The sequence below is a fragment of the Ralstonia sp. GX3-BWBA genome, from assembly GCF_003290055.1.
Classification (GTDB): domain Bacteria; phylum Pseudomonadota; class Gammaproteobacteria; order Burkholderiales; family Burkholderiaceae; genus Ralstonia; species Ralstonia holmesii.
In genome coordinates, this window is sequence record NZ_QMKS01000016.1 from 105,686 (window position 1) to 127,888 (window position 22,203).

Below are 22,203 nucleotides of genomic sequence, written 5' to 3' on the forward strand. Positions count from 1 at the left end.
TTGCCTGGGCATCCGCCTACAATGTTGCTTCCTGTTTCGTTCATCTGACATTGCGCCATGACTTCCGCACGTACTGCCCGCCGTCGTCTGATTGCCTCTGCCGTGCTGCTGTGCGCCGGCCTGCCGCTGCTTTCCGCTGTGCCTGCACAGGCGCAGGACTATCCGGCCAAGCCGATCCGCATCATCGTCGCGTACCCGACCGGTGGCATTTCCGACAACGTGGCGCGTGCGCTGGGCGAAAAGCTGTCGGCGCAACTTGGCCAGCCCGTGGTGGTCGAGAACCGCGCAGGGGCCGGCGGCAGCATCGGCATGGACGCGGTGGCCAAGGCGGCTCCGGATGGATACACGCTGGGCTTTTCGTCGGTCAGCCCGCTCACGCTCAACCCGCATTTCAGCAAGCTTCCGTATGACCCGCAGAAAGACATCGCGCCCGTGGCCAATGTCATGTACGCCCCGATGATCCTGCTGGGCACGCCGTCGTTCACGGGAAAGAGCTTTGCCGACATGCTGAGCCAGTCGCGCACCAAGCCGGGTTCGATCCGCTGGTCGACATCGGGCCTGGGTACGGTGGGGCATCTCGCGCTGGAGCAGATCAAGTCGCAGGCGCACGTGGATATCACGCTCATCCCGTACAAAGGTGGTGGCCAGCAATTGACGGATGCGCTGGGCGGCCAGGTGGAAGTCATGTCGACCAATGTCGGCCCGACCCTGATGCAACACATCACGAGCGGCAAGCTGCGCCCGCTCGCGGTGGGTGCGCCGCACCGGCTCGATACGCTGCCGAACGTGCCGACCTTCACCGAACTCGGTTACGCCAAGGCGAACATGGCGTCGACCTTCGGTGTGTTCGCGCCGGCCAAGACGCCTGCGCCCGTCATTGCCCGACTGAATGCCGAGATTAACAAGGCGCTGGCTGCGCCCGATCTGCGCGAGCGCCTCACGCAGGCCGCCGTGGTGCCGGCCGGCGGCACGGCCGAACAGTTTGCCGCGGCCATCCGCGCGGAATACGACAGCAACGGCCGCATCGTCCGCGCCGCAGGCATCAAGGAACAGTGAACCGGCTTAGGCCGTGAAGCGGTACCCGACGCCGACTTCGGTCAGCAGGTGCTCGGGCCGCGCCGGATCGCGCTCCAGCTTGTGGCGCAGGTGGCCCATGTAGATGCGCAGATAGTGGCTGCTGTCGGAATGCGCGGGGCCCCAGACTTCGCGCAGCAGTTCGCGGTGCGTCATCACGGTGCCGCGGCGGCCAAGCAGCACCGCTAGCAGCCGGTATTCGATCGGCGTGAGATGCACGGCTTGGCCATTGCGGCTGACCAGGCGGCGCGCCAGGTCGACTTCCACCTCGCCGAAGCGGATGATGCTGCCCCCGCCTTCGCCGCGCTTGGCGTGCCGCCGTAGCAGCACGCGCAGGCGCGCAACCAGCTCGCCCACGCCGAAGGGTTTCGTCAGGTAATCATCTGCGCCGGCATCGAGCGCGTCGATCTTGTCGCGCTCATCCACACGGGCCGAAAGCACGAGCACCGGCACTTCCGTCCAGGTGCGCAACTCGCGAATCAACTGCATGCCATCGCCATCGGGCAGGCCGAGATCGAGGATCACCGCATCCGGCTGACGCGTGCCGGCTTCGATCAAGCCGCGCTCGACGCGATCGGCTTCATGGACTTCGCAGCCTTCCTCCTCCAAAGCGGCGCGGACGAAGCGTCGGATGTGCGGTTCGTCGTCGATGACGAGGACGGTGGGTGTGAATGTGAACGGCATGGCACGCATTGTAGAGGGCGCGACCATAAAAAAACGGACCCCGAAGGGTCCGTTTTGCTTGCGCGCGATACCGCTTCGCTCAAGCCTTCTTGGCCCAGGCGCTGCACCAGCCCTTGTTGGCGACGTCCTTGCCGGCGAACAGCGGGCAACCGCCTTGCGCAGCCGTACCGCCCTGGTACAGGGCGCAGTTGCCGCAATGCTGATCCGGCGTGTGCTTCGGGAACTTGGCCTTATCGGCCTTGGCGCTGTCAGCCACGTAGCCCAGCGCCTTGGCTTGCGGGTCGGTTTCCGCCACCATCGGTGCAGCCAGTGCCAGGTCCGACATCGACATGACGGCGCCTGCGGCGGCCACGATGGGAATGCTCTTCAGGAATTGACGACGATTGGACATGCTGATTCCTTTTGTGGGAGTGTGTTGTGTGGCGTCCCGTGCCGCCCGCGCAATGCTCAGGCTCGCCCTAGGGGACAGCGGACGGCGTCGGCGCGCCGTTTCCCCGCTCGTGCATTCTGGCACAGCAATCGGCCGGCAGCATCTGCGTATGGTCAATGTTCCACATACCTGAGTGCAGCAATGGGTTGCTTTCGTGGCCTCCGATCCACACCGCGCAACGCCGCGGATGCACCGCGTGGTCGAGGAATGCCGCTATCAGCGCGGGCGCAGTCCCCCAAATGGCCGGTCAACCCCGGTGGCAATTTGCCGCACACGCGTACGTGCTTACGCCAGCAGACCCCGCAGCGCCTTTAAGAATGCGTCGCATTCATCATCGGTGCCGACCGTGATGCGCAGATGCTGATCGATACGCGCGAGCTTGAAGTGGCGCACGAAGATGGCCTGCTCTTTCAGCCGTGCTGCCAGCGTTGCCGCGTCGTGGGCCGGATGCCGCGCGAACACGAAGTTCGCCATCGATGGCACAACCTCGAACCCCAGCGACTGCAGCGATTGCGTCAGCCGTGCGCGGCTTGCCATCACGCGCGCGCACGTGGCGCGGAAGTACGCATCGTCTTCGTAAGCCGCTTGGGCAGCCGCCTGTGCAAGGCGATCCAGCGGATACGAATTGAAGCTGTCCTTCACGCGATTAAGCGCTTCGATGAGCGCCGTATGCCCGAACGCAAAGCCCACGCGCATGCCGGCCAGCGAGCGCGACTTCGACGTCGTGTGCACAACGAGCAGATTCGGATAGCGATCAATGAGCGCAATGGCGGACTCCGCACCGAAATCCACATAGGCCTCATCTACGACGACGACCGAAGAGGGGTTCGCGGCGACGATCCGTTCGATCTCTGCCAGCGGCAACGCGTGGCCGGTCGGCGCGTTCGGATTCGGGAACAGCACGCCGCCTGCGTCGCCAAGATAGTCATCGGCGCGGATGGAGAAGTCGTCCGCCAGCGGCACCACTTCGCACTGCACGCCGTAAAGCCGCGCGTAGGTCGGATAGAAGCTGTACGAGATGTCCGGAAAGCGCAGCGGCTTGTCGTGCTTGAGCAGCACCTGGAAGACGTGCGCCAAGACTTCGTCCGACCCGTTACCCGCAAAGACCTGCTCGGGCTGGAGGCCGACCTGCGCGGCCACGATCTCGCGCAGCCGGCGCGACAAGGGATCGGGATAGCGGCGCAGGTTGTCGCCCGTCTCTCCCAACTCTGCAGAGATTGCGGCCACCACGCGCGGCGACGGCGGGTACGGGTTCTCGTTGGTGTTTAGCTTGATGGGCCGCGCAATGGCCGGCTGCTCGCCCGGGACGTAGGGCACAAGTTGCTGAACGATATCGCTCCAGTAACGGCTCACGGCTCGACTCCTGATGAGGTGACTATTTTCTAAGCGTGCCCGCAGCGCGATCGATGAATCGAAAAATGCAGGGGAGCTGAGTAAGGTTCGGGAATAGGCAGGCCTGCACGTTGCGGCAGAAGCGCGGTTCTGGCGTGGGAAAACCGTACAAGTTGCGTCAATCTTTGATTTTTGGCGCGCCCGGCTGGGATCGAACCAGCAACCCCTGCCTTCGGAGGGCAGTACTCTATCCATTGAGCTACGGGCGCATATCGGCACAGAACGCACCGAAAGAGAAGCCCCGCAGGATAGCGCATTTAGGCGCAAGCGTCCATCGCACGCCCGTGACCCCCTGGGTACGAGGCCTGCTGCTGCAACGTTTCGTTGGGTTTTTGACGCAGGTCGAAAAGCGGCGCCTAGGGCTGTCCCGCGTGTCAAAGGCCAAAGCATTACGGATATAATCGCGCGTTATTTGCCAGAAGAAAGACGGGGACAGGTCTGTCTGGGCCGACGCGGCGATTGAATCGCCACGGTCTTCCTGCCCTCATCGCGATCCAATGCGGCCCCCACGCCCTGCCGGCGATGCTCGTGACCTTGCCGGCGGCGCTCTGAGGGCTCCAAGAGCGGTTTCACCATCCTGAGAGTTGAGCATGAGCGACGCGCAACACGACGAACACGAGCCTCTGATCAAGACCCCCAAGCAGCTGATCATCGCGGTGATCGCCGCCTTTGTCGTTCCCATTCTCATCATCATCCTGCTGGCCAATTACGTTGGCCTGGGCGCCAGGGAAGGCGCGGGCGGTTCCGGCATGTCGGAAGAGGCCGTCAACGATCGCATCAAGCCCGTTGCGCAACTCGAACTGAAAGACCCGAGCGCACCGCACGTTTTCAAGACGGGCGAGCAGCTCTATAAGGAAGTCTGCGCGACCTGTCACGCGGCTGGCGTGGCTGGCGCGCCCAAATTTGGCGACGCGGCAAGCTGGGGCCCGCGCCTGCCGCAGGGCCTGGATGGCCTGACGAAGGTGGCGTTGGCCGGCAAGGGCGGCATGCCCGCACGCGGCGGCACGTCGCCGGATGACGTGAGCGACTACGAAATCGAACGCGCCATCGTCTACATGGCCAACTCCGCTGGCGGCAAGCTGCAAGAACCGGCTGCACCGGCGGGCGCGGGCGCAGCGCCGGCTGCTGCATCGGCACCGGAAGCTTCGGCGCCGGCGGCTGCCCCCGCTCCGGCCGCTGCTGCGCCGGCACCCGCTGCTGCAGCATCGGCTGCGCCGGCTGCGGCTGCCGCGCCGCAAGCCTCTGCGGGTGAAGTCGGCAAGAAAGTCTACGATTCGACTTGCCAGATGTGCCACGCCGCCGGAGTGGCTGGCGCGCCCAAGTTTGGCGACAAGGCCGCCTGGGCGCCGCGCATTGCCCAAGGCAAGGCCAAGTTGTATGACTCCGCGCTGCACGGCAAGGGCGCGATGCCGCCCAAGGGCACTTATGCCGGCTCCGATGACGATGTGAAAGCCGCCGTCGACTACATGGCCGCCGCTGCCAAGTAAGCCGTCCCGCATTCCCGAAGAAGCCCGCCCCGTGCGGGCTTTTTTGTTGTCTGCCGTGGCAGCGTCACGCGCGGGGCATGCGGTTTGCTACGCCAAATTCGAATGTGCAGAGAGCGAGGCAGCTATGCTGCGTCGCCCCGCATACGTCTGTGAAATGAGGCAAACGGAGGTTGCGATGCGAACGGAACGAACGACGCTGATCTACTGGGTGGCTGCCGCGTTGGCAATCGGTAGCTCGACCGCCATGGCGGCCGACAACTGGGTCAAGTTGGCCCCGCTGGCCGACAACGGCGGCTCGCTCTATCTGGACAAGGACTCCATTGAGCACAACAAGGACGGCACCGTGCGTGCCACGACGCGCGACGCCTATGACGCGCCCCGCAAGCTCTCCGACGGCAGGGCGTACCAGTACGACACACGCACGTCCGTCTACGACTGCAAGGACGGGCGCATCCTGCCGGTCAGCGCGCTGATCCAGGACGGCCAGCACGCCACGGTGCTCACCAAAAACATCGACGGCCCCCGCTGGGAAGCCGTCGTGTCGCGCTCAGAGGGCGAGGCAATCCTGCACGCTGTCTGCCAAAAATAGGGCGCCGACGACAGCGTTACTGGACGGCCGCTGCCGGCGCGAGGTCGACACGTAGCGTGCCGTCCGCATCCATGTGCGTGGTGCCGCGTGCGGCGGCCTCGCGGTAGTGGTACAGGTCGAAGCGCAGCGGCCCGTGCGTTGACGTATCGGTCACCAGCACGCGGCTGTTGGTCACCAGCACGTTGTACATCTTCAAGTCACCGGACTGGATCCAGATGCGGCTGGCCGCGTCGGTTGGTGCAGACGCACACATCGCGGGCGCGGGGCCGAACCCGAGCACCAGCCCGTCCGGCGTGACACGCGCCGTTTTCATTTGACCGATCAGGCGCGGCGGCGGGAAGACGGTGTATTGGTCCAGCACCATGTCATTACCGTCCAGCTTGGCGCCGTCGCGATTGAGCGGCGCAAGCCCCGACAATTCCAGCCCCATTCCCTTGAGCAGCGCCAGTGTCTGGATACCCATCACGCGGGCCTCGGTGGGCGTATAGACGAGGTAGCGCGATTCCTTGAGCGCCAATGTGCCCCGCATGCCGAACGGCAGCCACACGCCGGGAAAATGATTGCGTAGCTTGAGCCCGCCCGACACGTCGAGCACGCCGTCGCCCGGCGTGAGCGACAGCGCATTGAGCGAGCGCGGCGAATAGTCGAGCAGATACCGGTTGAACAGCGCGTCGAGCGAATCCTTGGGCACCGTCACTTCGCCGCCGAGGATGCGGATGTCGAACTGGCTCGGATCGTCCATGTCGACGGGCTGGCCCGGCTTGTGTGGCACGAGCTGCGCGGTGAGTTGGTGCACGCGGAAGCCGATGTCGCCGGTGATGCGGAAATCCACATCACGCATCTGCACGACGGGCGGTGCCGTGCCCGAGTCGCGCGCAACGGCGGGGCCGCTGGCGTTGGGCGCTCCGGAGGAAGGATCGCAGCGCTGCGCCCATTGCTGGCGTACCGCGGTCAACTCCTTGCGTTGCGCGCTGGCCATCGGCGGCTCGGCAGCGCGGGCGAGCGCACTGGCCACGAGGCCGGCCAAGCCGAGCGTCACCAACGCCAGGCGCAACATCAGAGCGGCGAGAGCGAAGGCGGGGGCGATCATGGCGCGGTCCTCTTGGCGAGTTGCAGGGCGGGTTTGCCCGCTTTGGCGAGGGCAGTTGCCTTCGCGGGCTTGGTGGCGGCGATCGAGTCGAACGACGGCATCAGCACGCGGATGCCGCCGTCGGGCGAGAAGCGCAGCGACCCTGCCACAAGCTGATCGCGATAGCGGTACAGGTTGAAGACGAACGGTTTGGCCGGGTCGGCCACGACGATATCGATGCGCGCGTTCATCGGCATCGAGCGCATGAACCGGATGTCGCCGCCGCGAAAGAGGATGTACGGGCGCTGCGCGTCAGCGGCGTTGGCCAGCGGCGGCATCTGCGGGTTGCCATCGCCGATCTGCATGAGCAGCCCCTCGCGCGTGACACGAATGGCGGAGAGCTTCAAATCCAGCGCAGGGGGCGGAAACAGCTTCGGCACCTGCATGACGATTTCGCTCGCGGTCAGTTGAACGGCAGGCGTCGACACCGGCAACAGATCGGCCAGTTCGATATGCGCGGCGCCCATCAGCGCGCTGGCATCCTGGCCTCGCACCTTGACCACGTTGGGGCGGAACACGATGGTTTGCGGGTCGCGCAGGACCAGCGGGCCGTGCAGTTCGATCGGCACCCACGCGCCCCGACGGCGCATCTCGGCGCGCATGTCGAGCGTGCCGTCGTCGAGCGAGAAGCTGAAGTTGCGCAGCGGAGGGTCATCGCCCTGCCCGCGCGCAAAGACCACGGTATTGAACAGCGCGGCCATGCTCTCGGCCGTGACGCGTACCGAACCATTCACTGGCTGCAGCGTGTACGACGACACATCGTCGAGCCACACCGGATCGCCTGGCGCACGCGGCACCATGCGTAGCGCGAGCTGATCGACCAGGAAACCCACGCCGCCATCGAAGCGGAAATCGACATGACGCAGATACGAGATCGCATCGGGCTGGCCGGAATCGCGCAGCGTGGCGGGCCGTACCTCGCGCGTGGCGAGGTTGCCCGACTGGAACGGTGCGCGGGCTTGCGCGCGTGCATCTTCCAGCTGCTTGGCCTTTTCGGCCTCGATGGCGCCGTGTTCATCGCTGGCGGTGGCGCAGCTTTGCAGCAGCAGCGCCGCAACCACCGCGCCCGCAGCCCGGAGCGCGCTATTACGGTGACGCAAGGTCAAGTCCCACATCGACGGTCTCCTCGTCGCGAGAAACGCACCGGAAACGTTCCGGTAACCGACGCGGTCTGTCGCCGCGCTCGTGTAGAATTTTTTGCATGCCTGCCCGCAAACCAACCGGCGATGCCGGTCCACCCGCTATTCCGCATGCCCGCGAGTTCACCATCGATGAACTGGCGCGCGCGGCTGAAACCACCGTCCGCAACGTCCGCTCGTATCAGGATCGCGGCCTGATCGATCCGCCCGAGCGGCGTGGTCGCGTGGGTATCTACACGCAGGCGCATCTGGGGCGGCTCAAGCTCATCAATCACCTGCTCGGGCGCGGCTACACGCTCTCCAACATCCAGGAGCTGCTCAAGGCCATTGTCGAGGGCCATGACCTGCGCTCCATTCTCGGGCTCGAATCCGCCATCGCCAGCCCGTGGTCGGATGAGTCGCCCAAGCACTACTCGCTCCTGGCACTGGCCAAGCTGTTTGGCCGTGCCATGTCGCGTCAGGCGCTCGCGCGGGCCATTTCGCTTGGCCTGCTTGAACCCGATGGCCTCGGCTATCTGGCGCGCAGCCCGAAAGCACTGCTGGCCGGCGCGCAGATGGCAAAGGCCGGTTTCCCGCTGGTCGAAGTGCTCGACATCATCGAGCGTGCCCGGCCGCATACGCAGGCGGTGGCCGACGATCTCGTCTCCATGGTCGTGCGCGAACTCGACAAATACGGCAGCGATCTGCCGCCAGTCGAAGACGTGCCGCGTCTGGTCGACGTGATCTGGCGCATCCGTCCGCTGGCGCTGGTGGCGGTTGAAGCCGAGCTGATGCGCGCGCTTGAGACGGCCGCCAACAAATACCTGGGCGACCGCGTGGCGCAGGTCATCGAGCACATGCATGAACCGCCGGGCAACGCGCCTGGGCCGGACAAAGGCTAGTGTCTCCGGCGCGCCCATGCGTGGGGCGCGCCTTATCTATTTCTAGTTTGATCCTGATACGACGGGTGCTGCAGGCGTTTTGAATGCCTGCTCAAGACCCGGCTGCACCTGCCGTCGACAGCTTGCGGCGGATCGACGGCGACGGCGCCTCGCCGTTTGCTGCGGCGTAGGCTTCGATTTCCGAAATCAGCTTGGGCAGGCGTTCAAGTGCGTCACGGTTGTCTTCATCCCACGGGTGGAATGAAGGCCGGAAGAAGTCGAAGAACTCCGGAATGATCTTGCGCAGCGGCGCCGGGTGGATCCACAGGAAGTGGAACGCCTTGCCCAGACCGAAGAACTTGTTCTTGCAGGTGCGATCGGCAAAGATCAGCCGCAAGTGCACGTAGAACACCATCGACCAGAACATCAGCGTGGTCAGCAGCATCGTCGACGTGCGCAGGATGTAACGGTGCAGGCCCGGCTTGATGGCAAGGTTCCACACGTCGTAGCTGACGGCCTTGTGCTCGGTCTCTTCCATGGCATGCCACAGCCAGACCTGGCGATAGCCGGGTTCCGAGTTGCGACCCAGCCCATCTTCATGTGAAAGCACCTGCCCGGCCAGCATGGCGGTGTAGTGCTCCAGCGCCACGGTCACGGCCAACTGGTGCGACTTCGGGGTCCACTTGCGCAGTACGTTCAGGAATTTGCCGACAAAGCGGTCGATGCGTGTGGCGGGCAGGCCGGCGCGGTCGAGCAGATCGTTGTAGAGCACGTGCTCGCGCGTGTGCATGGCTTCCTGGCCGATGAAGCCGGCCACGGCCTGCTTGAGTTCGGGGTCGGTCACCAGATGGCGGTAGTTGCGCACGCTATCCATGAAGAAGCGCTCGCCGGTCGGGAAGAAGATCGACAGCGCGTTCAGGAAGTGGGTGACGTGCGTGCCTCGCTCGTGCCAGTTGCTGATGCGATCAGCCGGCAGGTGAGGATGCACGTCGCGGCGGACTGGCATCATGGGCGGTTCTCCTGGAATGTGGTTTCTGAAAGGCGCGTCGATGCGCGCCCTTGATCGAGGAATGCACAGAGGTCGGTCCCCACGCGCACTGGGTCTTCCTCCATGGGGATATGGCCGAGTGCCGGATACATGCGCAGCGTGGCGCCGGGAATGCGGCGGGCAAATTCACCGGCATGCGCGGGCGGGATCCACCGGTCGCGCTGGCCCCAGAGGATGAGCGTGGGCACTCGGATCGAGGCCAGCCCGCTGGTATCGACATCGTCAAAGCGGAACTTCGGCACCATCTTGCCGATGGCCTGTCGTGCACCGTCGGCATAGAAGAAGTCGGCGTAGCGGCGCAGCGTCGGTTCGGACACGCGCGACGGGTCGCCATATACATCGCGCGTGGCGGCGCGGATGATCCCCTCGGGCAGCATCCACGGCGATGTCAGCCGCACGCCCAGGTGATTGAACAGGTCGATGTAGATCGGCAGCTTCATCGGAAAGCCTGCCGAATCGATCAGCACGAGCTTCTCGACGCGGCCCGGGTGCCGCACGGCAAAGTCCCACGACACCATGCCGCCCAGCGAGTTGCCGATCAGCGTCAGTTTCGACAGGCCCAGCGTATCGACAAACGCGTCGATGAAGTCGCGGTACAGCGGCAGCTCCATCGCGCGCGGGCGGCCTTGTGCATCGCGCAGCGGGCCAGTGATGCCGAACGGCGGCAGGTCGAGCCGAATCACGCGGTAGCGCCGCGTGAGCTGCGGCAACACGCCGTCCCACGTGTGCAGCGACGCGCCAAAACCGTGGATCAGCAGCAACGTGCCTTCCGAGTTGGCGGCGCCTTCATCGGTGTAATGCACGCGCGTGCCCATCAGCGGCAGGTAGCGCGATTGCGGCTTGGCGTAGCGCGCGATCAGCACATCGCGCCCGATGCTGCGCAGGCCGATGCGGCCGGGGCGCAGCATCGCGCGGGCGACGTTGAGCAGGTTCGCGCGCGGGGGGCTGGCGAACAGTTCGTTGGTGGTGGCCGTGTTCATCGGCGGCTCCTACTTTGCGCGCGCGGTGGCTGGCGCCGCATCGTCACGCAGTGCCTTCTTGCGCGTGCGGCGGGCTTCGCGCACGACCAGCGCCTGGTATGCGGCGGGCAGCACGCGGGCCATCACGTCAGCGGCGTGAGCGTCGGGGCCGATCAGCACGCGGCGCTTGTTCTTGCGCACGCCATCCAGGATCACCTGCGCAGCCTTGTCTGCCGAGGTGATGAAGAACTTCTCGAACTCCGCCTTGCCTTGCTGTTCGTCGCGCATCAGGAAGCCGTTCATGCTCGGCGAGACGCGGCTCGACTTGGCAATGTTGGTCTTGATGCCACCGGGGTGGACGCACGTGGCCGACACGCCGCAGTTCATCAGGTCCAGTTCCTGGCGCAGCGCTTCGGTGTAGCCGCGCACGGCGTACTTGCTGGCGTTGTAGGCGCCCATGCCCGGCTGCGCGAAGATGCCAAAGATGCTCGACGTGTTGATGATGTGGCCATTGCCTGTTGCCTTGAGCAGCGGCAGGAACGCCTTGGTACCGTGCACGACGCCCCAGAAATTGATGTTCATGATCCAGGCCAGCTCGTCGTCTTCCATGCCTTCGATCGTGCTGGACAGCGCCACGCCCGCGTTGTTGAAGATCAGGTTGACCTTGCCGTGCGCGGTGGCCGCTTCTTCGGCCCAGCGGTACACAGCGGCGCGGTCGGCCACGTCGACGGCATGTGTAGTCACGCGGATGCGGTCGCCTTCGTGCGCACGCACCAGTTGCAGCGTCTGCGCGAGCGCCGCTTCATTGCGATCGGCCAGCGCGAGGTGGCAGCCTTCGCGTGCCAGCTGCAGTGCCAGCGAGCGGCCCATGCCCGACGCGGCACCCGTGATGGCGGCAACCTGGTTGTTGAATGACTTCATGGCGTGGTCTCCTTGGGGCGGGCGCGCGTCAGACGCGGTCGAGCGCTTCTTCGTTGGGGGTGTTTTGAGCGGCGGGCACCGTGCGGGCAGGCACGCGCAGGGGCACGCCCTTCGGTACAACCATCGGGCGCGTGCGGTAATCCGCCAGCCGGAAATGCGCGGTGGCGCGGCGGAACTGCCAAGTGAATCCCGGCCACAGCGTCGTGTTCTTGCCCGTCTTCGGGTCGAGGTACCAGCTCACGCAGCCGCCGGCAGACCAGATTGCATTCGACAGCCGCTTCTGGATGCCGTCGTTGAAGCGGCGCTGCACGTCGGGGCGTACGTCGATGGCCGCCACGTTGTGCGCACGCATCGACTTGAGCGCGTCGACGATGTATGCCACCTGCGACTCGATCATGAACACCATCGACGAGTGGCCGAGCCCCGTGTTCGGGCCCACCACCATGAAGAAGTTCGGAAAGCCCGACACGGTGGTGCCGAGGTAGGCCTCGGCGCCGTGCTTGTCCCACGCATCGACAATGTCCACGCCTTGGCTGCCAAGCAGCACGCCACGCGGGAACGGGTCCGTTGCATGAAAGCCCGTGCCGAAGATCAGGCAATCGACTTCGCGCCGCGTGCCGTCGGTGGTGACGATGGCGTTGGATTCGACGCGCGCGATGCCGGAGGTGATCACGTCGACGTTCTCGCGCGTGAGCGCCGGGTAATAGTCGTTCGAGATCAGGATGCGTTTGCAGCCGATGGTGTAGTTCGGCGTGACCTTTTCCCGCAGCACGGGATCGGCAATGCGGCGCTTGATATGACCGCGCGCCATGCGCTCCACCGCCTTCATCAGCTTCGGGTGCACCACAAAGCCGAGCACGCGCGACTCCAGCATCCAATAGATGCCCGTGCGCATCAGCTTTTGCGTGACCGGCAGGTGGCGGAACAGCCAATGTTCAGCGCGCGACACCTTGCGGTCGGGCTTGGGCAGGATCCACGGCGGCGTGCGCTGATACAGGTCGAGGCGGCCGACCTTCGGCGCAATCTGCGGAACGAACTGGATGGCGGACGCGCCTGTGCCGATCACGGCCACGCGCTTGCCGCGCAGGTCGTAATCGTGCTCCCACAGTTGCGAGTGGAACGCCGTGCCCTGGAAGTTTTCGATGCCGGGAATGTTCGGCCAGGCCGGACGGCTCAGGCCGCCCATGCCGGAAATGAGCGTGCGGGCGCGGTAGCGGCGGCCGTCGGCCATTTCCAGATTCCACACGCCGGCGGCTTCGTCAAACGTGGCGCGCGTCAGCTCGTGATGGAAGCGCACATGCGGGCGCACGCCAAATTCATCGGTGCAGCGCTCCAGATACGCGCGAATTTCGGGCTGCGGCGAATACATGCGCGACCAGTCCGGATTGGGCGCGAACGAAAACGAATACAAGTGCGATTGCACATCGCACGCGCAGCCGGGGTAATGGTTGTCGCGCCACGTGCCGCCCACAGACCCCGCTTTTTCGAAGACGAGGAAGTTGTCGATGCCGTTCTGCTTGAGCTGGATCGCCATGCCCAGGCCGGCAAAACCCGTCCCGATGATGGCGGCATCGATCAGGGCGGGGGCGTCAGGGCTGTGCGGGGCCGGCGCAAGAGCGTCGGCGCGCGGAAAATCGGTCCGTGCGTTCACGTGGTGTCTCCGTGGGCACCACATGGGCGCCTCTTAATGTGACATTGGTCGATGTCATCGTAGGAGGCTGCCAGGACCGAGTCAATCGGGCGATTGGAACGGCTCGTCTAAAAGCGATGCATCGATCGCTTGAAACGGTTTTCCCTTATGAATCCGTCACTTGCGTGCGGTGCACAACCTCAGTGGCCGCCGGCGCGAAGGCACTCAACAACGCGTTGATGTGCGCAAGAAGCCGCGTGGCATGGCCCCCCGAGACGCGGATGTCACGCTCGCTACCGTCATGCACGGCATGGCAGAGGGCTTCCAACGTGGCGTCGACGCTCGGGTTGTGCAGCAGCGCCAGCGCGCCTCCGGTGCGATGGGCCCACTGGCGCAGCGCTGCGCGGTCCATTGCGTCCAGCAGCGGCTGCAGCCGCTGCGCATCCTCGGCCAGCGATGACAGGAAGACCTGTGCCAGCCCGGCTGCGGCGGGGTCGGCCCCCAGCGCGGCGTGCAGATCGTCGAGCGACAGGGCGAATGGCTCCTCCTGGGGCGCTTCCGCTGGTTCTGCGGCTTCGGGGCTCCATAGCGCAGACAGCGCTTCTTGCAGCGTGACAAGCGTGGTCGGCTTCAGCAGGCTTGCGTCCATTCCCACTGCGCGGCACCGCGCGTGTTCCTCGGCGAGCGTGGTGGCCGTGATGGCGATGATGGGCAGGCGAGGGCCGTCGGCGCGTTCTTCGTGGCGGATGTGCCGCGCCAGGTCGAAGCCGTCCATGCGCGGCATGTGGCAGTCCGTGAGCAACGCATCGAAATGATGTTCGTGCAGACGCTCGAGCGCGACGACGCCGTCTTCGGCCAGCGTGACGCGATAACCCAGTAGCCGGAGTTGCTTGGCGATCAGTTCGCGGTTGATCGGGTGGTCTTCCGCCACGAGGATATGCGCTCCCGGCGCATCACAGGGGGTGGTGGCAGCGAGTGTGTGTACCGCCGCGCTGGCCGCCTGCATATCGTCAAATCGAGGGAGCGTGCGCTCGCACGCCTGCACGAAGGCGTGCCAGTTCAGCGGGTTGCTGCTCAGTGTGTTGCCGGGTCCGGCATAGCACGCTTCTGAAGTGATGCGGATCGTGCGTGCGTCTGCCTGGACGGTGGAGGCCAGCAGGATGTCGGCGTTGGCTGCGGGGCCCGCTTGCAGCCCGGCCGCGATCGCGAACTGCGTGAGGCTGTGCCGCACGGCCGGGTCGTCCACCAAAATGGCAACGCTGCGGCCTGCCAGTTGCGGCAACGCATACTGCGCCCTGAGCATCGGCACGGCCAGGTGCAGCGTGACTGCTGTGCCATGCCCGGGAACACTCTCCATGACGAGTTTGCCGCCCATCAGGCCGGCAAGCTGGCGCGAAATCGCCAGGCCCAGACCGGTGCCGCCGTAGCGCCGCGTAGTCGAGCGCTCAGCCTGCACGAACGGTGCAAACAGCGTGGCCTGGACCTCGGATGAGATCCCGATGCCCGTATCCCTGACGCAGATGGCAAGGTGCGCCGTGTCGTTCTCGATGCGCGTGCACTCCGCTGAAAGCCGCACGCTGCCCGTGTCGGTGAACTTGATGGCGTTGGAGAGCAGGTTGAAGAGGATCTGCCGTAGACGAATGCTGTCGACCGAGACGCTGGCCGGCACGTCGGCGGCCACCTCCACTTGTACGGCGAGCGATTTTTCGTGCGCGCGGCTTGCCAGCAGGCCCACCGTGCCGTCGAAGACGTCGCGCAGGTCCGTGGCTGTTGGTGAAATATCCAATCGGCCGGCCTCGACCTTTGCGTAATCGAGGATGTCATCGAGGATATGCAGCAGGGCGCGTCCCGAATCCTGCACCAACGAGACCATCTGCTTCTGCTCGCCCTCGAGCTTCGTCTGCTGCAGCAGTTCGACCAGGCCGAGTACGCCATTCATGGGCGTGCGGATTTCGTGGCTCATCATGGCCAGGAAGCGGTCTTTCGCGTGCAACGCCGATTCCGCCGCGTTCTTGGCCGCTTCCAATGCGTCGGCTTGCTCGCGCTCTGCGGTGACGTCGCTCAGGTAGCCGTTCCAGATCGTGCGGCCGTCCGCTTCGCGGTGCGGGATCGAGCGCGCATGCAGCCAGCGGACCACGCCGTCTGCGCTGACATGGCGAAACTGCTGGTCCAGGGGCGTCAGCTGCTGCGCCGAGACCAGCACCGTGTCGAGCATGCGCTGCCGGTCGTCTTCGTGAATGAGCAGCTCCGGGGTGGACAGGTAGTCCAGCAGATCCTGAGGCCGCGCGCCCAGCGTCTCGTACGCTTTGCCGGCGACGTAGGTGATGCGCCCCTGGACCTGGCCTGGCCGCAGTTCGAACTGATAGACCAGCGCCGGCAGCGATTCGGTGACTTCGCGCAGGCGCTGCTCAAGGCGCTCAGCACGGGCCTGCGCGTCGCGAATCTCGCTGATGTCGACCAGCGAGGCGACGGTGCCGGCAGGCTGCCCGTCCGGCATGTGCAGCGGCTCGATCCAATACAGAACGTTGCGTGGCCCGTCGGGCGTGTCGATGATGAGTTCTTCGCGTGTGCTTTCGCTGGTCTCCACGGCGCGCCGGTTGATATCGGACAGCGGCGACGTGTTGCCGACCGATTGCAGCCCGAGCTCCTGCGGCGTGTGCCCGAGCAGCGATGCCCGTGTCCGGCCGAACATGTTGCAGAACGCCGCATTCACGGCAACGTAACGGTGCCCGGCGTCATTGGCGACGAGCGGGAACGGCACGGCTTCCATCAGCGCGCGCTGGAAGCTGAGCTGGCGAGCCAGGGTTTCTTCAGCGTGGCGGCGCTGGTGGTTCTCGCGGCGCAGCTGCATCTGCTTGATGAAGAGTGCCAGCAGCGCTACCAGCACCAGCGCCGCTACCGGTCCAAACCTGCCGAGCACGGCCGACGCCGACGGACCCAGCTGGTAGCTCACCGACAGCCACCTGTTGCGGATGCTCACCTGCTCGCCTTCGGGCATGGCGAAGAGCGCGCGGTTGATGAGTGGCACCAGCGCAGCGTAACGCGACGACACCCCCACGCCGAGGCTCTCGATCGTATTCGCGGAACCGGTAACCTTCAGCTCGCCCGGAAAGTGATGACGGATCAGCGCATCGGCCACCGGCAGGTTCGCGATGGTGAAATCGGCTTCTCCAGTTGCCGTCATGGACAACGCATCGCTTACCGAACGTGCCGGCAGGATGCGGATCTTCGGCACATTCTGGTTCAGCAACGTGGTCAGGGTCTCGCTCGTGGGCAGAGCGACGGTCTTGCCGGAAAGCTCGGGAAGCGCCGCCACCGTGAGCGCGTCGCTGCGCCCGACGATCACCATCGGCGTGGCATCGATCGGCTGGGTGAGCGTAAAGCCCGCGGGGCGGGAATCCTGGTCGGATATGCCGAGCAGGATGTCGACCTCGCCGCTATGCGCCTTCGCGAGTGCTTCGGCCCAGTCGCGCACGGTCACCCGCTCGAAGCGCAACCCGAGCGTACGCGAGAGAAAGCTCTGGTACTCGGGAAAGATGCCGAGCATCCCGCCGCCCGATCCGTTGAAGGTGTACGGCATGTAGTCGGGGTCGGCGGCGTAGCGTAGCGGCGGCAGCGACGCCAGCATGGCCCGCTCGTCGGCTGACAACTGCAGGCCCGCCAACGGACCGCCGCCTTGCGTGATCCACCGCGCGCGCAGCTCGCTCATGGTGGCGTCGGGCAACTGGGCAAGATGGCGGTCCAGATAACGGATCAGCATCGCCTGTTCACGCGGCGCGGCAAAGTGCAGCGCGTCAACCTGCTGGTTCACCAGTTGCACGATCGACAGCCGCCGGTAGCGCGGCTGCGACATCAACTCCCGCGTGGGGTAGGTCACACCCACGTAAGCGTCGGCCGCGTCGTGCAGCACGGCATCGAGGGCGTCGGCTGCCGTGGGGGTACTGATCAGCCGGATGCTCGGGTACTGCACCGCCAGTTCTTCTTCGAGTGAAGAGCCTTGCTCGACGGCGATGCGCATGCCGGAGGCAAACGGGTTCTGCGCGACGTGCGTGTTGTCGTTGCGCGCGACCACCGCGATGGGGCGTTCGAGGTATGGCGCGGAATAGATGAGGCAGTGATCGTATTGCGAGCGGGGTGCCACGCTCATGATGATGTCGACGTCGCCTCGGCAAGCCGCCTTGAGCAGCTCGTCACGCCGTGCGAAGACGTGCGGGATGACGCGTACCTGATCCTGCGGAATCAAACGCATCAGCAGGTCACCCGAGAAGCCGCTGAGCCGGTCGGCTTCGACGCCTTCGAGTGGAGCCATGGCGTCGCTGATCACGCCGACCGTTACCTTGGGCGGAAACTGCTTGAGCCGCTGAATGGTCTGTGCGGCGTCCTCCGCGTCGGCATTGCGCGCTCCGCCCAGCCAGACAAACGCCGCCGCGCAGGCAAGCAACCCCGCAACGATACCAACGCGCAGGTGGGCAGCCGTCCTGGGCGCGAGCCACGCCATCATCGCGTCAGCCCTCGCTGCTGCCCAGCAGCCCGTGGCGTACCGCAAAGTCGAACAGCGCCGCCTCAGTGCCAAGCTCGAGCTTGCGCATAGCCGTCTGCTTCTGCGAGCTGATGGTCTTGACGCTGCGGTTGAGCTGCACGGCAATCTCGCTGACCGTCTTGCCGGTCACGTACATGCGCAGCACTTCCAGCTCCCGCTTGCCGAGTTTGGAGACCGGGTCGTCGTGGACGGGCTGCGGTTCGCCGTTGCGGCAGAGCAGCTTGACATTGAGCATTGGCGAGAGATAGATGCGACCGTCCGCCGCCGCCTGCATGCCTTCGAGGATGTGCTGCGGCTCGTCGGATTTGCTGACGATGACCTTGATGCCCGCGCGCAGGATGTTGCTCATCAGTGCGCGGGTCTCAAGCATGGTGAGTACCATCACGCGCAGGTCCGGGTGGCGGCGCACGAGGAATTCGAGCAGGAGGATGCCGTCGCCATAGCGGCTGCCGGGCATGGCGTAGTCGGTGATGACAAGGTCGCAGCGCACGCGGCCGAGCACGGCGAGCAGCTCATCGGCGTTGCTGGCTTCGCCCACCACCTCGAAGCCGTCGACCACCGATACGAGGCGCCGCACGGCCGCCACCACGCCGGGGTGATCATCTGCAATGACGAGTTGGATGGGGGCCTGCATGTCGACGTGTCTCCGAGCGTGTAACGTGCGGCAACGTGTTTGCCGCATTGCTGAGAATCGCCGAAGCCTCAGGGGCGGAACATCGGAAAAGTCCTATTAGTACGCCCCGATCTGCGCTTTTCTGGTGCAAATTCGTCGCATCGCGTTGCGATCGCAGCCATGATTTCGGGCCAAGGCGGCGCGTCGGTGCGTGGCACAATGCTCGCGATTGCTTCGCACGCTTGATCGCACCGATTTCCCATGACGCCCACATCCTCGACAGCACCTTCTGCGGCCGCACGCAAGCAGAGCGCCGAACGCTCCACTCTGGTAAGTGCGAGCGTCAACTGCTTGCTCTCGGCGGGGCAGATTGCGGCGGGGCTGTGGTCGCATTCGCAGGGCCTGGTGGCGGACGGGTTGCATACGCTGTCCGACTTGATCGCCGATGGCATCGTCTTCATTGCCAACCGCAACAGCCACAAGGGGCCAGACGAAGACCACCAATATGGCCACGCGCGCTATGAGAACGCCGCGTCGCTGGGGCTCGGGCTGCTGCTGATGGGCGCGGGCGCGGGCATGATCTGGGCCGCGGTGGAGAGCCTGCGCTCGCCGCAGGGGCCGACGCCGGTCCATGGTCTGGCGCTGGTCGTGGCACTGATCGCGCTGGCGGCCAAAGAAGGACTTTTCCGTTACATGCTGGCCGTGGCCAAGCGCATCAACTCACGCATGCTGATTGCGAATGCGTGGCATGCGCGTTCCGATGCGGTGTCGTCGTTGGTGGCGGCGATTGGCGTGGCGGGCAACCTGATGGGCTATCACTGGCTCGACCCGGTGGCCGCCTGCATCGTCGGGCTGATGATTGGCCGTGTGGGCGTGCGCTTTGGTTGGGAGGCGCTCAATGACCTGATGGACCGGGCCTTGCCGCCCGCGCAGGTGGAGGCGATCCGGGTCAGCCTGGAAGCCACGCCGGGCGTGATCAATGTGCACGATCTGCGTACGCGTGTGACGGGAGACCAGGCATTGGTGGACGCGCATATCGAGGTGGACCCGCGTGTCTCCGTGAGCGAGGGCCATGCGATTGCCGTCCGGGCCCGCACCAACGTGCTGACGGCACACACGGCGATGGCGGTGCTCGACGTGCAGATTCACGTCGACCCGCGCGAGCACATCGCGACCGACCCCGTGCCGCTACCCGATCGCGATGCGCTGCATGCCGTGCTGGCACAACTGCTGCCGCCCGGCACGCCGCTGGACGCGCGCCACTGCGTGCTGCATTACGTCGATGGCGCGGTGGAGGTCGACCTGGTTCTGCCGCCGGCGCTGGCCCCCGAAATCGCCCGCATTGCCGATGCCATCCACACCAGGTGGGATGGCATCGTACGCCTGCGCGTGCTTGTTACCGACGTTACCGACGCTTAAGCTTGTCGCGCTAACGGCATTGGTCAACCGCGTTGGCCGGCTGCGTCTTGGTGGGGTCGAAGTGCAGCTGCTCCAGCCCCTTTTCCGTCAGCGACATCCAGTCTATTGCGCCCGACGTGCGCAGCAAACCGGTGCTGCCCACCGGGCGCCATTGCACGCGCTTGCCGTCGGTGTTCAGCAGCGTGGCCGATAGCGTGAGCGAATCCGGCCCCGCCTGCAGTTGCAGCAGGCGGCCATCAGCGGCGGGCGTATAAGCGGTGTTCTGGTTCACGGTGATGCCCGCTTCGCGCACGGTTGCCGGCATGCATGGAATGGACGCGCGCACCTTGCCCGTCGTGTCGATCAGATCAGCAAAGCCGTTGCCCTTGGCTACGCCCACCAGCAAGTACCGCTCGATCGCCGGCATCCACGTGACGCTGTAGGTGTAGTACTGCAGATGCTTGTGCAGAAGCTGCTCGCCCGTTACGCGTCCGCTGACCGGATCAAAGACGGCGATCTTCAGATTGGCCTCGGTCTGGCCCGGCACGAACTGCTGCCAGGCCAGCAGCGCGTTGGTGCTGCCGCCTGCCACCATGGGCCACCATTCGCGCCGGCCATCGGCAACATCGACGTTGTGCAGGCGACGGCCGCGTCCGTCGTAGACCTTCAGGTAGACACCGTTGCCGCTGCCGAGGTTGTCGACGCCGCCGCCGGTGATCCAGCCATCGGAATAGAACACCACGAAGCGGTCGCCCACGGCCGTGATGTGGCCCGAGTGCCCACCGGATTCCACCAGTTGCGGATACGGCTTGATGGGCCGCAGCGCGGTGTCGTAGATGCCGAAGCGCTGGTTGACGTTCTCCGGCGCATTCCAGCCGTCTTCAAATGACACCATCACCTGGCCAGCGCGGTTGCGGGCCACCGTCACAGGTTCCTGTGCTTCGGGCTTCTGGATGAAGATGCGCGGGGCATCGAGTACGCCCGTGTCGGCATGCCATTGCGCGACATAGACATCGTGCGGCCAGCTGCCGCTGCGATCGGCGCCGCGCGGGGGCAGGCCCGAGGCACTGAAGAACACGTTGAAGGTGTTGGCCGTTGTGCCAGGCACCGCGCCAATGCCATGCATGTATTGACGCGGGTCGGGGGCGCCGGCCGTCGCAACGGCGGGCACGGTCAGCGCGCAGGCAAGGGCCAGCACGGTACGGCGCAGGAAAGACAGTCGGGACACGTGACGCTCCATCTTCATCGGTGGCTCGGTGGCGGTTGCAGAACCGATTGGGCCACGGGCACCCGCCGAAGTTGCTGCGCGAATGGGGGAGCCCATTTGGCGGAGTGGCGCCGGGTGTCGCAAAGTCCGACGGAGGCGCCGGTTTACCCCCCGCCGCAGCAATCAAGTTTCGGCCCCGTGTGCCGTTCTTCACAAACAAGAGCGGAACCCATTCCGCCAATCCCTTCCCAGCGCGGCCAGAGTGGGCACAAGCCCGCCGCCCACCGCGCCAGAACCGACCCAACGAGAACAACATGACCCAGCGACTCGACGCCCGATGGCGAAGCGAAGTGACGGAGGCTCTACGTACCGTGGAGGCGCAGTTCGGCGTGGCACCGCAAAGCCTGCCACGCGATGCGCTCATCGCGGCCCTGACCGACTCGATCTGGGCGCAGCGTGCCGCCTATGCGCGTGTGCGCCGGACGCTCGTTGCGTGTCCTGAGCTGGCAGACGAATCGATGTAGTCGGCGCACCCCAGTGCTGCCGCCGTTTTGAAGAAGGTGATGTGATGCGGTACTGCGGATCGCTGGATCTGGACCATCTGCTGCGCCAGCCGTTTGCCCAACTCGGCCGGCTGGTGCGCGATGAAGACTCGGGGCAGCCCCTGCCTCCGGTGGAGGTGGCCGCGCGTGCAGTGTTGCTGCGCGCTGCCGGCTACGAGGTGATGCCCACCTGTGGGCACCATGACCGACGTGGCTTCTGTCTCGGCCACGCAGACCAGATCATCGGGATGTAAGCGCCGCGCCTACGACGCATGCGCCACGTGCGAGCAGCCATGCGCACATGCTGTTGCGAGCGCGCATCAGGGCATGCCAAAACGGCCCGATCGCGTGGTGTCTGAAGCACCCGCAAAGCGTTGACTGGCGCACCTTTGCGGGCAATCCGTTGCCAAAAAGCAAACGGTAAAAATGACTTACATTCCGGTCCTTTTTCGGCCCATGGTTCTGGTGCATCCTGAACCAAGATAGATCGCACGGATGGCAGATTGTGCGACGTCGGACGCAACGTCAGGCCGGAAGTCGGAAGTGAATCGAATCGGCGAC

19 protein-coding genes and 1 tRNA gene are annotated in these 22,203 nt (G+C 65.3%); 7 read left to right on the top strand and 13 right to left on the bottom strand.

The genetic code is table 11. The annotated features are described in order from the left end of the window. Positions 1 to 57 precede the first annotated feature (57 nt). Entirely contained in the window at positions 58 to 1,056 is a 999-nt protein-coding gene (locus DOD19_RS16895) for a tripartite tricarboxylate transporter substrate binding protein (protein WP_112186733.1), read from the top strand. A 6-nt stretch (positions 1,057 to 1,062) separates the two neighbouring features. Here DOD19_RS16895 and kdpE read toward each other — a convergent pair whose 3' ends face one another. The 4 genes from kdpE to DOD19_RS16915 all read right to left on the bottom strand — a co-directional run bounded on the left by kdpE (position 1,063) and on the right by DOD19_RS16915 (position 3,789). Continuing rightward, on the bottom strand, positions 1,063 to 1,767 hold the full coding sequence (gene kdpE, locus DOD19_RS16900; RefSeq protein WP_112186735.1) for a two-component system response regulator KdpE: 705 nt from the start codon (positions 1,765 to 1,767) through the stop codon (positions 1,063 to 1,065). Between the two features lie 70 nt (positions 1,768 to 1,837). Further along, positions 1,838 to 2,149, bottom strand: coding sequence for a high-potential iron-sulfur protein (locus tag DOD19_RS16905; RefSeq protein WP_024977387.1), 312 nt, complete (start codon positions 2,147 to 2,149; stop codon positions 1,838 to 1,840). Positions 2,150 to 2,473: 324 nt separating this feature from the next. Then, complete coding sequence (gene hisC, locus DOD19_RS16910) at positions 2,474 to 3,541, bottom strand: histidinol-phosphate transaminase (RefSeq protein WP_112186737.1); 1,068 nt, start codon at positions 3,539 to 3,541, stop codon at positions 2,474 to 2,476. A gap of 172 nt (positions 3,542 to 3,713) precedes the next feature. Further along, positions 3,714 to 3,789, bottom strand: a tRNA-Arg gene (locus DOD19_RS16915). Between the two features lie 381 nt (positions 3,790 to 4,170). Here DOD19_RS16915 and DOD19_RS16920 point away from each other — a divergent pair. Together DOD19_RS16920 and DOD19_RS16925 are read left to right on the top strand one after the other, a co-directional pair. Further along, positions 4,171 to 5,067: a c-type cytochrome gene (locus DOD19_RS16920; RefSeq protein WP_112186739.1), complete on the top strand. Its 897-nt coding sequence runs from the start codon at positions 4,171 to 4,173 to the stop codon at positions 5,065 to 5,067. 175 nt (positions 5,068 to 5,242) lie between these two features. After that, on the top strand, positions 5,243 to 5,656 hold the full coding sequence (locus tag DOD19_RS16925) for a surface-adhesin E family protein (protein WP_112186741.1): 414 nt from the start codon (positions 5,243 to 5,245) through the stop codon (positions 5,654 to 5,656). Between the two features lie 16 nt (positions 5,657 to 5,672). Here DOD19_RS16925 and DOD19_RS16930 read toward each other — a convergent pair whose 3' ends face one another. Together DOD19_RS16930 and DOD19_RS16935 are read right to left on the bottom strand one after the other, a co-directional pair. Continuing rightward, complete coding sequence (locus tag DOD19_RS16930) at positions 5,673 to 6,746, bottom strand: DUF2993 domain-containing protein (protein ID WP_112186742.1); 1,074 nt, start codon at positions 6,744 to 6,746, stop codon at positions 5,673 to 5,675. Then, entirely contained in the window at positions 6,743 to 7,900 is a 1,158-nt protein-coding gene (locus DOD19_RS16935; protein WP_112186744.1) for a hypothetical protein, read from the bottom strand. The genes DOD19_RS16930 and DOD19_RS16935 overlap by 4 nt, the downstream gene beginning before the upstream one ends. An 86-nt stretch (positions 7,901 to 7,986) precedes the next feature. Between DOD19_RS16935 and DOD19_RS16940 the strand changes: the two genes are divergently transcribed. Beyond that, a complete protein-coding gene (locus tag DOD19_RS16940) occupies positions 7,987 to 8,805 on the top strand; it encodes a MerR family transcriptional regulator (RefSeq protein ID WP_112186746.1) in 819 nt (272 codons plus the stop codon). A gap of 91 nt (positions 8,806 to 8,896) precedes the next feature. Here the strand turns inward: DOD19_RS16940 and DOD19_RS16945 are convergent, their stop codons facing one another. From DOD19_RS16945 to DOD19_RS16970, 6 genes are all read right to left on the bottom strand, one after another. After that, positions 8,897 to 9,793 carry a metal-dependent hydrolase gene (locus DOD19_RS16945; RefSeq protein WP_024977441.1) on the bottom strand — a complete coding sequence of 299 codons (897 nt, stop codon included), beginning with the start codon at positions 9,791 to 9,793 and terminating at the stop codon, positions 8,897 to 8,899. Then, positions 9,790 to 10,812: an alpha/beta hydrolase gene (locus DOD19_RS16950; protein WP_112186748.1), complete on the bottom strand. Its 1,023-nt coding sequence runs from the start codon at positions 10,810 to 10,812 to the stop codon at positions 9,790 to 9,792. Before DOD19_RS16950 ends, DOD19_RS16945 begins: the two co-directional genes overlap by 4 nt. 9 nt (positions 10,813 to 10,821) lie before the next feature. Further along, on the bottom strand, positions 10,822 to 11,712 hold the full coding sequence (locus DOD19_RS16955; RefSeq protein WP_112186750.1) for an SDR family NAD(P)-dependent oxidoreductase: 891 nt from the start codon (positions 11,710 to 11,712) through the stop codon (positions 10,822 to 10,824). A gap of 28 nt (positions 11,713 to 11,740) precedes the next feature. After that, on the bottom strand, positions 11,741 to 13,363 hold the full coding sequence (locus DOD19_RS16960; protein WP_204360073.1) for an NAD(P)/FAD-dependent oxidoreductase: 1,623 nt from the start codon (positions 13,361 to 13,363) through the stop codon (positions 11,741 to 11,743). A 145-nt stretch (positions 13,364 to 13,508) separates the two neighbouring features. Continuing rightward, entirely contained in the window at positions 13,509 to 17,840 is a 4,332-nt protein-coding gene (locus DOD19_RS16965) for a transporter substrate-binding domain-containing protein (RefSeq protein WP_112186809.1), read from the bottom strand. 7 nt (positions 17,841 to 17,847) lie between these two features. Beyond that, positions 17,848 to 18,516 (bottom strand): response regulator transcription factor, encoded by a 669-nt coding sequence (locus tag DOD19_RS16970; RefSeq protein WP_024977446.1) that lies wholly within the window; start codon positions 18,514 to 18,516, stop codon positions 17,848 to 17,850. Between the two features lie 240 nt (positions 18,517 to 18,756). On the opposite strand from DOD19_RS16970, the gene DOD19_RS16975 reads away from it, so the two are divergent. Continuing rightward, the gene (locus tag DOD19_RS16975) at positions 18,757 to 19,914 is read left to right on the top strand and encodes a cation diffusion facilitator family transporter (RefSeq protein WP_024977447.1); all 1,158 of its coding nucleotides are present in this window, start codon (positions 18,757 to 18,759) and stop codon (positions 19,912 to 19,914) included. A 10-nt stretch (positions 19,915 to 19,924) separates the two neighbouring features. On the opposite strand, the gene DOD19_RS16980 is transcribed toward DOD19_RS16975, so the two are convergent. Further along, positions 19,925 to 21,139: a hypothetical protein gene (locus DOD19_RS16980; protein ID WP_112186754.1), complete on the bottom strand. Its 1,215-nt coding sequence runs from the start codon at positions 21,137 to 21,139 to the stop codon at positions 19,925 to 19,927. A gap of 275 nt (positions 21,140 to 21,414) precedes the next feature. On the opposite strand from DOD19_RS16980, the gene DOD19_RS16985 reads away from it, so the two are divergent. Beyond that, positions 21,415 to 21,624: a hypothetical protein gene (locus DOD19_RS16985; protein ID WP_112186756.1), complete on the top strand. Its 210-nt coding sequence runs from the start codon at positions 21,415 to 21,417 to the stop codon at positions 21,622 to 21,624. A 44-nt stretch (positions 21,625 to 21,668) separates the two neighbouring features. Beyond that, entirely contained in the window at positions 21,669 to 21,896 is a 228-nt protein-coding gene (locus tag DOD19_RS16990; RefSeq protein WP_024977450.1) for a hypothetical protein, read from the top strand. Positions 21,897 to 22,203: the final 307 nt, after the last annotated feature.

What these genes read in the sequence shown, in the direction of transcription:
- DOD19_RS16895 (WP_112186733.1), top strand. Translation starts at nt 58, where the DNA reads ATGACTTCCGCACGTACTGCCCGCCGTCGTCTGATTGCCTCTGCCGTG.
- kdpE (WP_112186735.1), bottom strand. Translation starts at nt 1,767, where the DNA reads ATGCGTGCCATGCCGTTCACATTCACACCCACCGTCCTCGTCATCGAC.
- DOD19_RS16905 (WP_024977387.1), bottom strand. Translation starts at nt 2,149, where the DNA reads ATGTCCAATCGTCGTCAATTCCTGAAGAGCATTCCCATCGTGGCCGCC.
- DOD19_RS16920 (WP_112186739.1), top strand. Translation starts at nt 4,171, where the DNA reads ATGAGCGACGCGCAACACGACGAACACGAGCCTCTGATCAAGACCCCC.
- DOD19_RS16925 (WP_112186741.1), top strand. Translation starts at nt 5,243, where the DNA reads ATGCGAACGGAACGAACGACGCTGATCTACTGGGTGGCTGCCGCGTTG.
- DOD19_RS16930 (WP_112186742.1), bottom strand. Translation starts at nt 6,746, where the DNA reads ATGATCGCCCCCGCCTTCGCTCTCGCCGCTCTGATGTTGCGCCTGGCG.
- DOD19_RS16935 (WP_112186744.1), bottom strand. Translation starts at nt 7,900, where the DNA reads ATGTGGGACTTGACCTTGCGTCACCGTAATAGCGCGCTCCGGGCTGCG.
- DOD19_RS16940 (WP_112186746.1), top strand. Translation starts at nt 7,987, where the DNA reads ATGCCTGCCCGCAAACCAACCGGCGATGCCGGTCCACCCGCTATTCCG.
- DOD19_RS16945 (WP_024977441.1), bottom strand. Translation starts at nt 9,793, where the DNA reads ATGATGCCAGTCCGCCGCGACGTGCATCCTCACCTGCCGGCTGATCGC.
- DOD19_RS16950 (WP_112186748.1), bottom strand. Translation starts at nt 10,812, where the DNA reads ATGAACACGGCCACCACCAACGAACTGTTCGCCAGCCCCCCGCGCGCG.
- DOD19_RS16955 (WP_112186750.1), bottom strand. Translation starts at nt 11,712, where the DNA reads ATGAAGTCATTCAACAACCAGGTTGCCGCCATCACGGGTGCCGCGTCG.
- DOD19_RS16965 (WP_112186809.1), bottom strand. Translation starts at nt 17,840, where the DNA reads ATGGCGTGGCTCGCGCCCAGGACGGCTGCCCACCTGCGCGTTGGTATC.
- DOD19_RS16970 (WP_024977446.1), bottom strand. Translation starts at nt 18,516, where the DNA reads ATGCAGGCCCCCATCCAACTCGTCATTGCAGATGATCACCCCGGCGTG.
- DOD19_RS16975 (WP_024977447.1), top strand. Translation starts at nt 18,757, where the DNA reads ATGACGCCCACATCCTCGACAGCACCTTCTGCGGCCGCACGCAAGCAG.
- DOD19_RS16980 (WP_112186754.1), bottom strand. Translation starts at nt 21,139, where the DNA reads ATGAAGATGGAGCGTCACGTGTCCCGACTGTCTTTCCTGCGCCGTACC.
- DOD19_RS16985 (WP_112186756.1), top strand. Translation starts at nt 21,415, where the DNA reads ATGACCCAGCGACTCGACGCCCGATGGCGAAGCGAAGTGACGGAGGCT.
- DOD19_RS16990 (WP_024977450.1), top strand. Translation starts at nt 21,669, where the DNA reads ATGCGGTACTGCGGATCGCTGGATCTGGACCATCTGCTGCGCCAGCCG.